Origin of the sequence: Sinomonas sp. P47F7 (genome assembly GCF_049332655.1) — a bacterium.
GTDB lineage: Bacteria > Actinomycetota > Actinomycetes > Actinomycetales > Micrococcaceae > Sinomonas.
The window spans coordinates 2,458,383-2,471,351 of sequence record NZ_CP186327.1 but is presented as its reverse complement, the minus strand read 5'-3'; the positions used below and the strand labels follow the sequence as shown (position 1 = coordinate 2,471,351).

The 12,969-nt window shown below is 68.3% G+C and carries 10 protein-coding genes; 9 read left to right on the top strand and 1 reads right to left on the bottom strand.

Annotated elements, in window-relative coordinates; genetic code table 11:
- Window positions 1-78: 78 nt before the first annotated feature.
- Entirely contained in the window at window positions 79-2,784 is a 2,706-nt protein-coding gene (gene asnB, locus ACOKR1_RS11535) for an asparagine synthase (glutamine-hydrolyzing) (protein WP_422933206.1), read from the bottom strand.
- A 137-nt stretch (window positions 2,785-2,921) separates the two neighbouring features.
- Between asnB and pdxT the strand changes: the two genes are divergently transcribed.
- The 9 genes from pdxT (at window position 2,922) to ACOKR1_RS11490 (ending at window position 12,967) form a co-directional block, all read left to right on the top strand.
- Window positions 2,922-3,620 carry a pyridoxal 5'-phosphate synthase glutaminase subunit PdxT gene (gene pdxT, locus ACOKR1_RS11530; protein ID WP_422936620.1) on the top strand — a complete coding sequence of 233 codons (699 nt, stop codon included), beginning with the start codon at window positions 2,922-2,924 and terminating at the stop codon, window positions 3,618-3,620.
- 2 nt (window positions 3,621-3,622) lie between these two features.
- Window positions 3,623-4,378 carry a YebC/PmpR family DNA-binding transcriptional regulator gene (locus tag ACOKR1_RS11525; protein ID WP_415856127.1) on the top strand — a complete coding sequence of 252 codons (756 nt, stop codon included), beginning with the start codon at window positions 3,623-3,625 and terminating at the stop codon, window positions 4,376-4,378.
- Window positions 4,379-4,397: 19 nt separating this feature from the next.
- Window positions 4,398-4,988 carry a crossover junction endodeoxyribonuclease RuvC gene (gene ruvC / locus ACOKR1_RS11520; RefSeq protein ID WP_422936619.1) on the top strand — a complete coding sequence of 197 codons (591 nt, stop codon included), beginning with the start codon at window positions 4,398-4,400 and terminating at the stop codon, window positions 4,986-4,988.
- A gap of 150 nt (window positions 4,989-5,138) precedes the next feature.
- Complete coding sequence (ruvA, locus tag ACOKR1_RS11515; RefSeq protein ID WP_422933205.1) at window positions 5,139-5,786, top strand: Holliday junction branch migration protein RuvA; 648 nt, start codon at window positions 5,139-5,141, stop codon at window positions 5,784-5,786.
- Complete coding sequence (gene ruvB, locus ACOKR1_RS11510; protein WP_422933204.1) at window positions 5,779-6,876, top strand: Holliday junction branch migration DNA helicase RuvB; 1,098 nt, start codon at window positions 5,779-5,781, stop codon at window positions 6,874-6,876. Before ruvA ends, ruvB begins: the two co-directional genes overlap by 8 nt.
- Before the next feature lie 174 nt (window positions 6,877-7,050).
- Complete coding sequence (gene yajC / locus ACOKR1_RS11505) at window positions 7,051-7,467, top strand: preprotein translocase subunit YajC (RefSeq protein WP_422936618.1); 417 nt, start codon at window positions 7,051-7,053, stop codon at window positions 7,465-7,467.
- 71 nt (window positions 7,468-7,538) lie between these two features.
- A complete protein-coding gene (secD, locus tag ACOKR1_RS11500; protein ID WP_422933203.1) occupies window positions 7,539-9,326 on the top strand; it encodes a protein translocase subunit SecD in 1,788 nt (595 codons plus the stop codon).
- On the top strand, window positions 9,326-10,330 hold the full coding sequence (secF, locus tag ACOKR1_RS11495) for a protein translocase subunit SecF (RefSeq protein WP_422933202.1): 1,005 nt from the start codon (window positions 9,326-9,328) through the stop codon (window positions 10,328-10,330). The genes secD and secF overlap by 1 nt, the downstream gene beginning before the upstream one ends.
- A gap of 276 nt (window positions 10,331-10,606) precedes the next feature.
- On the top strand, window positions 10,607-12,967 hold the full coding sequence (locus ACOKR1_RS11490; RefSeq protein ID WP_422936617.1) for a RelA/SpoT family protein: 2,361 nt from the start codon (window positions 10,607-10,609) through the stop codon (window positions 12,965-12,967).
- Window positions 12,968-12,969 lie beyond the last annotated feature (2 nt).

Genomic DNA, 12,969 nt, shown 5'->3' with positions numbered 1-12,969 from the left:
GGAGCCTTTCACGCACCGCGGCCCCGGGCAAGAACCCGGGGCCGCGACGGACGCCGTGGGGGCCAGTCCCCGTGGGGGCTACCCCCGGGGCAGGCTCTCCCCGGCCGTGCTCTCCTGCGTGAAGACGAGCGACATGGGCGTGGCCTGCGAGCCCTGGCCCTGCGGGTTGTCCTTGAACATCCCGGCGATGGTCTCCTTCGGCAGGGCGGTGTCGTGGCCCATGACGACGACGCCGAGATCGTTCGCGTCCATGATCGCGGTCCCGCCGAAGGTCGCCGCGGCGTCGGCCGGGACGGCGGCCCGCACGGCGGCGCTGATGGCGCGCGCGACGCCGTCCGGATCCTTGGGGGCGAGCTTCACCGAGTTGCTCGCGGCACCCAGGCTGTACGGGGTCGCGCCGTCGATCGCGTTGATGTTGTGGCCCACGACGTCGTAGAAGACGCCGCTCTTGCCCTGGAACTTGCCGACCACCGAAGCCGCGGCCGCCTTCACGATGAGCGGCAGCCCGACCTCGTCGATCGCGATCTGCATCGACCACGGGCTCCCGAGCCCGATCCCTGCGGGCGTGCGCGTCACGAACCTGCTCAGCACGCGGGCGGCGGGGGAGACCTCGATCTCCCACACGGGGAACGAACGGCCCTGCGTGATGGCGACGATCTTCTCGCTCACGAGCGCGTACCACGGCCGGCCGTCGACCGCCGCGCGCGTCCCCTCGGGCGCCACGGAGAGGCCCGCGAAGAATCGCTCGACGTAGCCGGCCACTGCGGGCTCGAGGGCTGTGTCGCGCGCGAACACCTCGGTCTGGAGAGGGTAGCGGCGGAACCTCTGCCCGGCGGAGACGATGTCGAGCTCCTTGCCGGGGTTGGCCTCGTAGTCGCTCTTGTTGACCTTGACGTCCGCCGGGGCCTCGTCCTTGTCGATGAACTCGCGGAACCACAGCTCGACGTTGAGGAGCCGCCAGAAGATCATTGTGTCGGCGTCGTTCTTGCCGTTGAGGTACTCCTCGAACGCCGTGAGGACCTGCTCGCGGTCCCAGTAGGGGCGGCTGTAGAAGGAGTTCGACATGAAGATCTTGTAGATCCGCTCCTTCATGAGCTTGAACCACTCCGCCTCAGGCGTCGTGAAGCCGATCTTGTTGCGGCGATTGCTGATCATCTCCGGCAGGAGGCCGCGCGTCGCGTCGCGCAGGATGCGCTTGTTCCAGCCCTCCTTGATGATCGCCTCGTCCGAGAGGCTGAACAGGTACTTGACCACTTCCTTGTCGAGGAACGGCACGCGGCCCTCGAGGGAGAACCGCATGGTGTTCTTGTCCTCGTACCGCAGGAGCGACGGGAGGGACTTGGCGAAGAGGTCGTCGATGAGGCGGAGCTTGAGGTTCGCAGGAATGTTCCCGAACGCCTCGCCGGTGAACTGCTGCGCCCAGTCCTTCTTGAGCAGCGTCGCCATCGAGACGGTCTTCTTGCCGCTCGCCATGCCTCTGAGCCGGAACCGGCCCAGGCGGTAGAAGATGTCGAGGCTCGACGACGATTCCTTGGCGAGCGTCGCGAGGTCGCCGTCGTCCTTGAGCTGGCGCAGGTACGCGAAGTAGTACGGGATGTAGCCGGCCATCATCTCGTCGGCGCCCTGGCCGTCGAGCAGGACCGTGACGTGCTTCGAGGCTTCCTTCATGACGCAGTACTGCGCGTACGGGCCCGAGGAGATGATCGGCTCCTCCATGGTGCGGACGAAGTCCTCGAGGTCCGCGTCGAAGCTCTCCGGCGTCGGCTTGATCTTGTGCGCCTCGATGTTGCCGCTGCAGACCGCGATCGCGGCGTCCGCATAGGCTTCCTCGTCGTTGATCGCGTTGGGGAAGACGGCGCTGAACGTGTTCTGCTTCGCGCCGACGGCCTCGAGGCCCTCCGCGTTCTCCTGCATGAGGCGGTTGATGGTCACGACAACGGCGGACGAGTCGAGCCCGCCGGAGAGCGCGCTGCCCACGGGGACCTCGGAGTTGAGGCGGATGCGGATGGCCTCCGTGAACCGCTTGCGGTAGTCGTCCGTCACCGCGGGCGTGTACGGGGTATCCACCTTCGAGAGCTCCTCGAGCTCCTCGCGGAGGCGCGTGTAGCTCGAGATCCGGAAACGCCCCGACGTGAGGTCGACGGTGAGCATCTCGCCGGGGAGGAGCTTGTTGACCCCGTCAAAGAACGTCTCGGCGGTGTCGTCGTGGATGCGGAAGCGCAGGTAGCGGTAGAGGATGCGCTCGTTGGGCTTCGCCTCGATCTTGCCGGTCGCGAGGAGCGGCTTGATCTCCGAGCCGAACAGGAGCTGCGGCTCGTGCTCGGTGCCTGCGTTGGCCCAGTAGAGGGGCTTGATGCCGAAGTGGTCGCGGGCCAGGACGAGCCGGCCGTTCTTGCGGTCGAGGATTGCGAGCCCGAACATGCCGTTGAAGCGGTCGAACGCGTCCGTGCCCCACTCCTCGAACGCCTGGAGCACCACCTCGGTGTCCGAGACGGTCGCGAACGTGCGGCCCAAGGCCTCGAGTTCCGCGCGCAGCTCGCGATAGTTGTAGACCTCGCCGTTGTAGACCAGGATCGTCTCGCCGTCGGCGCTGATCATGGGCTCCTGCCCGTGGGCCCGGTCGACGATCGCGAGGCGGCGGTGGGCGAGGCCCACCGTTCCCTCGGCGACGTCGTCGATGAAATAGCCCTCGCCGTCGGGTCCCCGGTGCTGGATGCAGCTGTTCATGGTCTCGAGCAGAGCCTGATCCTGACCGAACCCGTAATAGCCGGCGATACCGCACATGTGGCAATCCTCTTCGTTGTCGTCAGTCGGTCCGGCGTCCATGCTACCGGCGCGATCCGTGCCGGACCCGCCGGGCCGGTGCCTGGCGCGGGCCGATGAGGCCTCACGACTAGACTAGACAGGTGAGTTCCGCGCCCATCGAGCACCCCGCTACAGCCGAAGCCGCCGCCCAGCCTGGGTCTGTCCAGCCTGAGCTGCGCGTCGGAGTCCTCGCCCTGCAGGGCGACGTCCGCGAACACGTCGTGGCGCTCACGGCTCTCGGTGCGCGTGCCGTGACGGTGCGGCGGGCCGAGGAGCTCGACGGCCTCGACGGGCTCGTCATCCCGGGCGGCGAGTCGACGACAATCGACAAGCTCGCGCGGGCGTTCGGCGTCGCGGAGCCGCTGAAGCGCAAGATCGCGGAGGGCTTCCCGGTCTATGGGTCGTGTGCCGGCATGATCCTGCTCGCGAACGAGATCGCTGACCCTGCCCAGGACCTTTCGGGCAAGCCGCAGGAGACCTTCGGCGGCCTCGACATTACGGTGCGGCGCAACGCTTTCGGCCGCCAGCGCGAGTCGTTCGAGACGGATCTCGACTTCAAGGACATCGATCAGTCGGGCGGCCCAGTGCATGCGGTCTTCATCCGCGGCCCGTGGGTCGAGCGCGTGGGCGATTCGGTCGAGGTGCTCGCGGAAGTCGACCCCCAGCACGCGTCCCACACGGCCACGCTGGGCGGCCGGTCTAGAATTGTCGCAGTCCGTTCAGGAAACCTGCTCGCGACATCGTTCCACCCTGAGGTGACGGGCGAGCGGCGGGTCCATGAACTTTTCATCCGCATGATCAAGGGAGAAGCGTAGGCATGTCCGGCCACTCCAAATGGGCTACCACCAAGCACAAGAAGGCGGCCATCGACGCCAAGCGTGCGAAGGCGTTCGCCAAGTACATCAAGACGATCGAGGTCGCGGCGCGACTCGGCGGGCCAGACCTGTCCGGCAACCCTGCCCTTGACCTCGCCGTCTCGAAGGCCAAGAAGAACTCCGTCCCGAATGACAACATCGACCGCGCGATCAAGCGCGGCGCGGGGCTGACCGGCGAGTCCATCGAGTACACCGAGATCTCCTATGAGGCCCGCGGCCCGCAGGGCTCCGCGCTCCTCATCGAGTGCCTCACCGAGAACCGGAACCGTGCCGCGGCGGACGTGCGCCTCGCGGTGACCCGCAACGGCGGCTCGATGGCCGACCAGGGCTCGGTGAGCTACCTCTTCACCCGCAAGGGCGTCGTGAGCCTGCTCAAGAACGGCCTGTCCGAGGACGACGTGCTCATGGCCGTCCTCGACGCGGGCGCCGAGGAGGTCAAGGACGGCGGCGAGAACTGGATCGTCTACTCCGAGCCGCACGACCTCCAGGGCATCCGCGACGCGCTCACGGAGGCCGGCATCGAGTACGAGACCGACGAGGCTGAGTTCGTGCCGTCCATGGAGGTCGAGCTCGACGCCGACGGCGCGCGGAAGTTCCTGCGGCTCGTCGACGCGCTCGAGGACCTCGACGACGTCCAGAACGTCTACACGAACGCGGACATGAGCGAGGAGGTCATGGCGGCCCTCGAGGCCGAGTGACCTCGCCGTGGCCGGAACCGTGAACCTTCGCGTACTCGGAGTCGATCCGGGCCTCACCCGCTGCGGCCTCGGGGTCGTCGACGTGGCCCGGGACCGCCGCGCGACCCTCGTCGGGGTCGGCGTCGTCGGCACGTCGGCCGAGCAGCCGCTCGACGCGCGCCTCCTCGTCATCGCAAACGCGATCGATGACTGGCTCGAGCGCTATGAGCCCGAGGTCGTCGCGGTCGAGCGCGTCTTCTCGCAGCTCAACGTGAGCACTGTCATGGGCGTCGCGCAGGCGTCCGGAGTCGTCATTGCGGCCGCGGCGCGCCGCGGCGTTCCGGTCGCGTTGCACACGCCGTCCGAGGTCAAGGCGGCGGTCACGGGCAGCGGCCGCGCCGACAAGGAGGCCGTGACGCGCATGGTCACGAAGATCCTCCGGCTCGACGCCGCCCCCCGCCCCGCCGACGCCGCCGACGCGCTCGCCCTCGCGCTCGCCCATGCGTGGCGCGGCTCGGCGCCCGGCTCGCCTTCCGCCGTCGGACGGACGACGGCGATAACGGCCACCGCGATGACGCCGGCACAGCGGGCATGGGTAGAAGCGGAGTCGAAGGCGCGCCGCAGAACCTGAGGCGCGCGGAGTATTGGGCGGTCGGGCCAGCGGCGGAGTCGAAGGCGCGCCGCAGAACCTGAGGCGCGCCGCGGCTCCTGACGTGTTCTGTCGGACTCCGACGCTAGATTATTCGTAGATGTGTTCGGACGGCAGAAGGGTCGTTGAGCGGTGATCAGCTTCTTGCGCGGCACGGTGGCTCATGTGGGCCTCTCGGCGGCGGTGATCGACGTCGGGGGAGTGGGCATGTCCTTCGCCGCGACGCCTCGGACCCTCGCGGGGCTCCGGGCCGGCGAAGAGGGCACGGTGCAGACGCTCCTCGTGGTGCGCGAGGAGTCCCTCACGCTCTACGGATTTGCTTCGCCTGATGAGCGTGAGGTGTTCGAGGTGCTCTTGGGCGTCGCGGGGGTCGGGCCGCGACTCGCCCTCGCGGTGCTCGCGGTGCACAGCCCGGAGGCGGTCCGTGTCGCGGCGCACTCCGAGGACGCGAAGGCGTTCACGAAGGTGCCCGGGATCGGGCCCAAGGTCGGCGCGCGCCTCGTCCTCGAACTCAAGGGCAAACTCGTTCCGCTGGGCACCCCGGGCGAGCCGGCGCCGTCGTCCGCCCAGGGCACGGAGGGGGTCTGGAAGCCGCAGGTGGTTGAAGCGCTCACGTCGCTCGGATGGTCGGAGAAGGACGCGTCGGCGAGCATCGACCGCGCGCTCGAGGACCGCCCCGAACTCGCGGAGGGCGGAAGCGTGCCGGAGATCCTCCGCGCCACGCTCCGTTGGCTCGGGCAGGGCCCACGGACCCCCGCCAAGGTGGGTGCCCGTGGCTGAGCCCTCCCTCGTCTCGAGTGGCGAGGAGCCGGAGGAGCGCGTCATCGAGGCGGCGCTCCGGCCGAAGCACCTCGACGACTTCGTGGGCCAGCAGCGTGTGCGCCGCCAGCTCTCACTCGTGCTTGAGGCGTCCCGGCTGAGGGGACGCAGCGCGGACCACGTGCTGCTGTCGGGCCCTCCGGGCCTCGGCAAGACGACGCTTGCCATGATCATCGCGGCGGAGATGAACGCGCCGCTGCGCATTTCCTCGGGTCCCGCGATCCAGCACGCGGGAGACCTCGCGGCCATCCTCTCCTCGCTCTCCGAGGGCGAGGTCCTGTTCCTCGATGAGATCCACCGCATGTCCCGGCCCGCCGAGGAGATGCTGTACATGGCCATGGAGGATTTCCGCGTCGACATCGTGGTCGGCAAAGGCGCGGGCGCCACGGCGATCCCGCTCGATCTGCCACCGTTCACGCTCGTGGGCGCGACCACGAGGGCCGGCCTCCTGCCCGGTCCGCTGCGCGACCGCTTCGGCTTCACGGGCCACCTCGAGTTCTATTCCGTCGAGGAACTCGAACTGGTCCTCCGGCGCTCGGCGGGGCTGCTTGACCTCCGGGTCACTTCCGCGGCGTTCACAGAGGTGGCGGGCCGCTCGCGCGGCACGCCGCGCATCGCCAACCGCCTCCTGCGGCGCGTGCGGGACTGGGCGCTCGTGCACCGGATCGAGAGCATCGACGCACGCTCGGCCGCCGCGGCGCTCGACATGTACGAGGTCGACGCGCGGGGCCTCGACCGGCTCGACCGCGCCGTCCTGACGGCGCTCGCGACCAAGTTCGGCGGTGGTCCCGTGGGGCTCTCGACGCTCGCCATCGCGGTAGGGGAGGAGCCCGAGACGGTGGAGACGGTTGCCGAGCCGTATCTGGTCCGCGAGGGGCTCATGGGCCGCACGCCGCGCGGGCGCATCGCGACACCGGCCGCCTACGGGCACCTCGGGCTGCCCGTCCCACCGGATGCGCCGTTCGCCTATAGCGCAACGCTCTTCGATACGTCGTCGCCCCGTGGCGACGACGCGGGGGATGAGGACGACGTCCTGGCCGACTGGCGGTGAGCGGCTGCCCGGCGGCGGGCCGCCGGGAACTCTTCGCACGGCTTGCCCGTAGACTGAGAGAAGACATCCCGTTCATAGCGGGCCGTGATGCCGTGCCCGGGCTTGCCCCGGGACTGACGCGCGTCTCCCAGACGACGCGTCCCCCGAAAGAGATTGGACTCAGCCATGGACTTGATGACTATCCTCCTGCTCGTCATCTTCGCCTTCTTCATCTTCACGATGTTCCGGCGCAACAGGAAGCAGCAGGCACAGCAGACGGAGATGCGGTCGAAGTTCGTTCCGGGGGTTGAGGTCATGACCAGCTTTGGGCTGTACGGCCGCATCCTCGAGGTGGACGAGGCCGAGAACAAGGTGGTGCTTGAGCTTTCTCCCGGCACGACCGCGACGGTCCACCGCCAAGCCGTCTCGAAGATCGTGGAGCCGACCGAGCCGGTGGTCGAGGGCGACGCCGCGACCGCTGCCGATCCGACCGAGGCGGAGACGACCCACGGTCCGGAGAGCTCTCACGGTGCTGCCGCCGCGAGCCCCGAGTCGCAGCTCCATGAGACGCCCGAGCAGACCCTCAAGCGCCTCGAAGGCGAAGGCAAGTAGAGTCTCACCATCCTCGTCCGCGTCCGGTCCGTCCGGCCGCGGACGTCGTCCCCATCAGGAGTTAGCAACCCATGGCTCGATCCCGCACGAAGCGGCCGGGACTCAGGACCGTCATCTGGCTCGTTGTCCTCTTTGTTGCCCTCGTCTCCGTTCTCGGCGGTGGTGTCTTGGCCAGTCAAGCTTCGTGGGCGCCAAAGCTCGCGCTTGACCTCGAGGGTGGCACGCAGATGATCCTGGCCCCGAAGGTCACGGGCGGCGGAGCCGTGACCCAGGACCAGCTCAATCAGGCCGTCGAGATCATCCGCCAGCGCGTTGACGGTTCGGGCGTGTCCGAAGCCGAGATCAGCACCCAGTCGAGCCGCAACGTCGTGGTCAGCCTTCCGGGGACCCCGTCCGCGCAGACACGACAGCTCATCCAGGCCTCGGCGGACATGAACTTCCGTCCGGTCCTGACCGCTGGCGATCCGGCGGCCGTCGCGAAGGACAAGCTCCTGCCCGACGCGCAGCTCCCGAACCCGACCGCGGCGCCGACCAACGCGAGCGACACGAACTGGATCACCGCCGATCTCTACAAGCAGTACGAGGCGCTCGACTGCACGCAGCCGCAGGCCGAGACGACGCAGCGCTCCGATCCGGCGAAGCCCCTCGTGACGTGCCAGCCGGCGGCGTCCGGGGGCCAGGCCGTGAAGTACCTCCTCGGCCCGGTCGAGATTCCCGGCGCGGACATCTCCGGCTCGACGTATGGGCTCGTGCAGGGCCAGCAGGGCTCGGTCACGAACCAGTGGGCCGTCAACATCCAGTTCAATGCCGACGGCACGAAGAAGTTCAAGGACGTAACGCAGCGGCTCAACGGCTTCTACGTCGCTGCCGGCAGCACGAGTGGGGCCGACCCGCGCGCGCAGTTCGCGATCGTGCTCGACGACAAGGTGCTCTCGGCTCCGCAGGCCCTCGCGGTCATCACCGACGGCCACCCGCAGATCACGGGCAGCTTCACGCAGTCGAGCGCGCAGACGCTCTCCGACCAGCTGCGCTTCGGCGCCCTGCCGATCAGCTTCGACATCCAGAGCGAGGAGCAGATCTCCGCGACGCTCGGCACCGAGCAGCTCCAGATGGGACTCCTCGCGGGCGCGATCGGACTCCTGCTCGTCGTGGTGTACTCGCTCTTCCAGTACCGGGCGCTCGGCTTCGTGACGATCTTCTCGCTCGTCGTCGCCGGCCTCCTGACGTACCTCGCGATCTCGATCTTGGGGTGGACCCAGAACTACCGGCTCTCGCTCGCCGGCGTCGCGGGCCTCATCGTCGCGATCGGTCAGACAGCGGACTCGTTCATCGTGTACTTCGAACGCATCCGCGACGAGCTCCGCGAGGGGCGGGGACTCGTCTCCGCCGTCGAGAACGGCTGGAAGCGGGCCAAGCGCACGGTTCTTGCCTCGAAGGCCGTCAATCTCCTCGCCTCCGTGGTGCTGTACTTCGTCGCCGTGGGCAACGTGCGCGGCTTCGCGTTCACGCTCGGCCTCACGGCCATTGCGGACCTCATCGTCGTGTTCATGTTCACGCACCCGACGCTGCAGCTTCTCGCCCGGACGAAGTTCTTCGGCGAGGGCCACCGGTTCTCGGGCCTCGACCCCGTACAGCTCGGGGCCGTTCCGCTCTACCGGGGAGCAGGCCGACTCCGCGAGGCGTCCGAAGCCGCGCGGTCAACGCTCAAGCCGAAGAACGCCGCCGCTGCGGCCGAGGCTGGCCGCCGCATGACCATCGCCGAGCGTCGCGCCGCGGCCGCCGAAAACGGCGGGAAGTCTGATCTCGCGGCCGCCGGCAAGTCCGGCCAGCGCACCGAGCGCTCCCAGGAGGAGAACTGATGTCGACGACAGCCCTCGCCCGCTTCGGCAACGAGCTCTACTCCGGGAAGCGATCGTACGACTTCGTCGGCAAGAAGAGGATCTGGTTCCTCGTCGCCGCGGCCGCAATCATCGTCGCGATCGTCGTGCCGATCCTGAGGGGCGGGTTCAATCTCAGCATCGATTTCCGCGGCGGTTCGCAGTTCACGGTCTCGCAGACCAAGACCTCGGACACCGTGCCCGGTCAGAACGCGGTCCACTCGGTGGTCGCTGGGGCTGCCCCCCGCGTGACGAACGTCGCGGGCGGCACGATCCAGGTCCAGACGGATCAGCTCACGGACACCGAGACTCTCCAGGTCAAGGAGAAGCTCGCCTCGGCGTACGGGGTGTCCCAGGACAAGGTGACCTCGACGTTCATCGGCCCGACGTGGGGCGCTGACGTCACGAACCAGGCGCTCCTCGGCTTCGTGGTCTTCGTGGGGCTCGCGGCCGTGCTCATGGCCCTGTACTTCCGCACGTGGAAGATGTCGCTCTCGGCGCTCACCGGCATGATCGTGACCATCTTCGTGACGGAGGGCGTGTACGCGATCAGCGATTTCGAGGTCTCGCCGTCGGCGATCATCGGGTTCCTCACGATCCTGAGCTACTCGCTGTACGACACGGTCGTGGTCTTCGACAAGATCCGCGAGAACACGGCGGACGTCAAGACGTCCTCGCGCCGGACGTTTGCCGAGGAGGTCAACCTCGCGGTCAACCAGACGCTCGTCCGATCGATCAACACGATGATGGTCGCCGTCCTCCCGGTCGCCGCGATCCTGTTCATCGGTGCTGGGCTCCTCGGCGCAGGCACGCTCCGCGACCTGTCCCTGGCCCTCTTCGTCGGCATCCTCGTCGGCACCGCGGCGACGCTCTTCATCGCGGCCCCGATGTACGCGTGGCTGCGCGAGCGCGAGCCGGACCTCGTCAAGCAGGCCGAGAAGGTCGAGGCCCGGCGCGAGCTGCAGCCCGCCGACCCGACTGCCTGACGCAGCAGCCGGGTGTTCGCGGGGCGCGTCGACGACGCTCTCCGCGAACGCTTGCTGTGCGGGGGAATGGGCGGGATTCTGCGGCATGTTCGTACAGGCATAGACTGAATGAATTCTTAGGCCGTTCAGGAGGCTTGCTTGGAGGAACGCCCGACGCCCGTGCCGGCCCGGTCAGGCGGCCCGCAGTCCGCGGGATCAGTCGGAACCGGTCAGCCGGGGGTTGCGCACGCCCAACGGCCGCCCGCCCCCTCGCAGCACCCCGCGCCGTCGTCCGCGGTGCCCGCGACGCCTGAGCAGGACGGTCCGCCGGACCCGGCCCCCTCCGCGGAGCCCGCCGAACCCGACGCGCCACTCGGCGGCAACAGCCTCCTCGAACGCCCGCTCCTGGGCCGCCGCGACCGGACCTTCTCGCGCCTTGCTCGACTCACGGGGCGCGGAGTCTCCGCCCACTCGCCCATCCTCGAGCCGCTTCTGCGGACCGTTCGCGCCAACAATCCGCGCGAGGACTTCGAGCTCATCACGCGCGCCTACGAGGTCGCCGAGCGCAGCCACCAGGGGCAGAAGCGCAAGAGCGGCGATCCGTACATCACCCATCCGGTGGCGGTCGCGACGATCCTCGCGGAGCTCGGCATGACGGGCACGACCCTCGCGGCGGCGCTCCTGCACGACACGGTGGAGGACACCTCCTACACCCTCGATCAGCTCCGCAAGGATTTTGGCCCCGAGGTCGCGATGCTCGTGGATGGGGTCACGAAGCTCGACAAGGTTCAGTTCGGCGACGCGGCGCAGGCTGAGACGGTCCGCAAGATGGTCGTCGCGATGGCCAAGGACATCCGCGTCCTCGTCATCAAGCTCGCCGATCGTCTGCACAACGCGCGGACATGGCGTTTCGTCTCGCCGGAGTCCTCGGCCCGCAAGGCGCGCGAGACGCTTGAGATCTTCGCCCCGCTGGCCCACCGGCTCGGCATGAACACGATCAAGTGGGAGCTCGAGGACCTCTCGTTCGCGGCGCTGTACCCGAAGGTGTACGAGGAGATCGTGCGGATGGTCGGCGCGCGCACCCCCGAGCGCGAGAAGCAGCTTGGCGTGATCCGGGACCAGATCGCGGAGGATCTCCGGTCCAGCAAGATCCGCGCCGAGGTGACGGGCCGCCCGAAGCACTACTACTCGATCTACCAGAAGATGATCGTCCGCCAGAAGGAATTCGACGACATCAACGACCTCATGGGCGTACGCATCCTGGTCGATTCGGTGCGCGACTGCTATGCCGTTCTGGGCGCGATGCACGCGCGGTGGAACCCTCTTCCCGGGCGGTTCAAGGACTACATCGCCATGCCGAAGTTCAACATGTACCAGTCGCTGCACACGACGGTCATCGGGCCCAACGGCAGGCCGGTCGAGATCCAGATCCGGACGCATGAGATGCACCGGCGTGCAGAGTACGGCGTGGCTGCCCACTGGAAGTACAAGGACCAACCGAACCGGAACTCGCACGCGCCGGACGGCAGGGCCGCGGAGATGGGCTGGCTCCGGTCGCTCGTCGACTGGCAGCAGGAGACCTCCGACCCCGGCGAGTTCCTCGACTCGCTGCGCTTCGAGATCAACGCCCGCGAGGTTTTCGTCTTCACTCCCAAGGGCGAGGTCATGGCGCTGCCCGCCGGCTCGACGCCGGTCGACTTCGCCTACGCGATCCATACCGAGGTGGGGCATCGGACCATCGGCGCGCGCGTCAATGGCAAGCTCGTCCCCCTCAACAGCGAACTCAACCACGGCGACGTCGTCGAGATCTTCACGTCGAAGGCGGAGGGCGCGGGGCCCAGTCAGGACTGGCAGAACTTCGTCAAGAGCGCCCGCGCGCGCAACAAGATTCGGCAGTGGTTCAGCAAGGAGCGGCGCGAGGAGGCTATCGACAAGGGCAAGGAGCTGCTCACGCGCGCGATGCGCAAGCAGAACCTCCCGCTTCAGCGCCTCCTGAGCCACGACGCGCTCCTCGCGGTCGCGCAGGAGTTCCGCTACCAGGACATCGCAGGGCTCTACGCGGGCATCGGCGACGGCCACGCTTCTGCGCAGTCGGTGGTCGAGAAGCTCGTGGACAGCCTCGGCGGCGCCGCTGGCACGGCCGAGGACATCGCCGAGACGATCGCCGCGACCACGCCCGCGCCGCCCCGCTATTCGGATTCGGGCATCATCGTCAAGGGCGTCGACGACGTGTGGGTCAAGCTCGCGCGATGTTGCACGCCCGTTCCGCCCGATCCGATCCTCGGATTCGTCACGCGTGGATCCGGGGTCTCGGTCCACCGCACCGACTGCACCAATGCCGCGGGACTCCGCGCGCAGCAGGACAGGATTGTCGAGGTCGAGTGGGCGCCGACTCAGTCGAGCGTCTTCCTCGTCGAGATCCAGGTCGAGGCCCTCGATCGCAAGAGCCTCCTTTCGGACGTCACTCGGGTCCTCGCGGAGAACCACGTCAACATCCTCTCCGCCCACGTCCACACCTCGAGCGACCGGCTCGCGCTCTCCCGCTTCGCGTTCGAGATGGGCGATCCGAAGTACCTGAACCACGTCCTGAGCGCCGTCCGCCGCATCGACGGCGTGTTCGACGTCTACCGCACCACGGGGAACCGCCGCCGCACTTAGCC

Excerpts from the sequence above, each read along its gene's own strand:
- asnB (WP_422933206.1), bottom strand. The coding sequence starts at position 2,784 with ATGTGCGGTATCGCCGGCTATTACGGGTTCGGTCAGGATCAGGCTCTG.
- ACOKR1_RS11525 (WP_415856127.1), top strand. The coding sequence starts at position 3,623 with ATGTCCGGCCACTCCAAATGGGCTACCACCAAGCACAAGAAGGCGGCC.
- yajC (WP_422936618.1), top strand. The coding sequence starts at position 7,051 with ATGACTATCCTCCTGCTCGTCATCTTCGCCTTCTTCATCTTCACGATG.
- secD (WP_422933203.1), top strand. The coding sequence starts at position 7,539 with ATGGCTCGATCCCGCACGAAGCGGCCGGGACTCAGGACCGTCATCTGG.
- secF (WP_422933202.1), top strand. The coding sequence starts at position 9,326 with ATGTCGACGACAGCCCTCGCCCGCTTCGGCAACGAGCTCTACTCCGGG.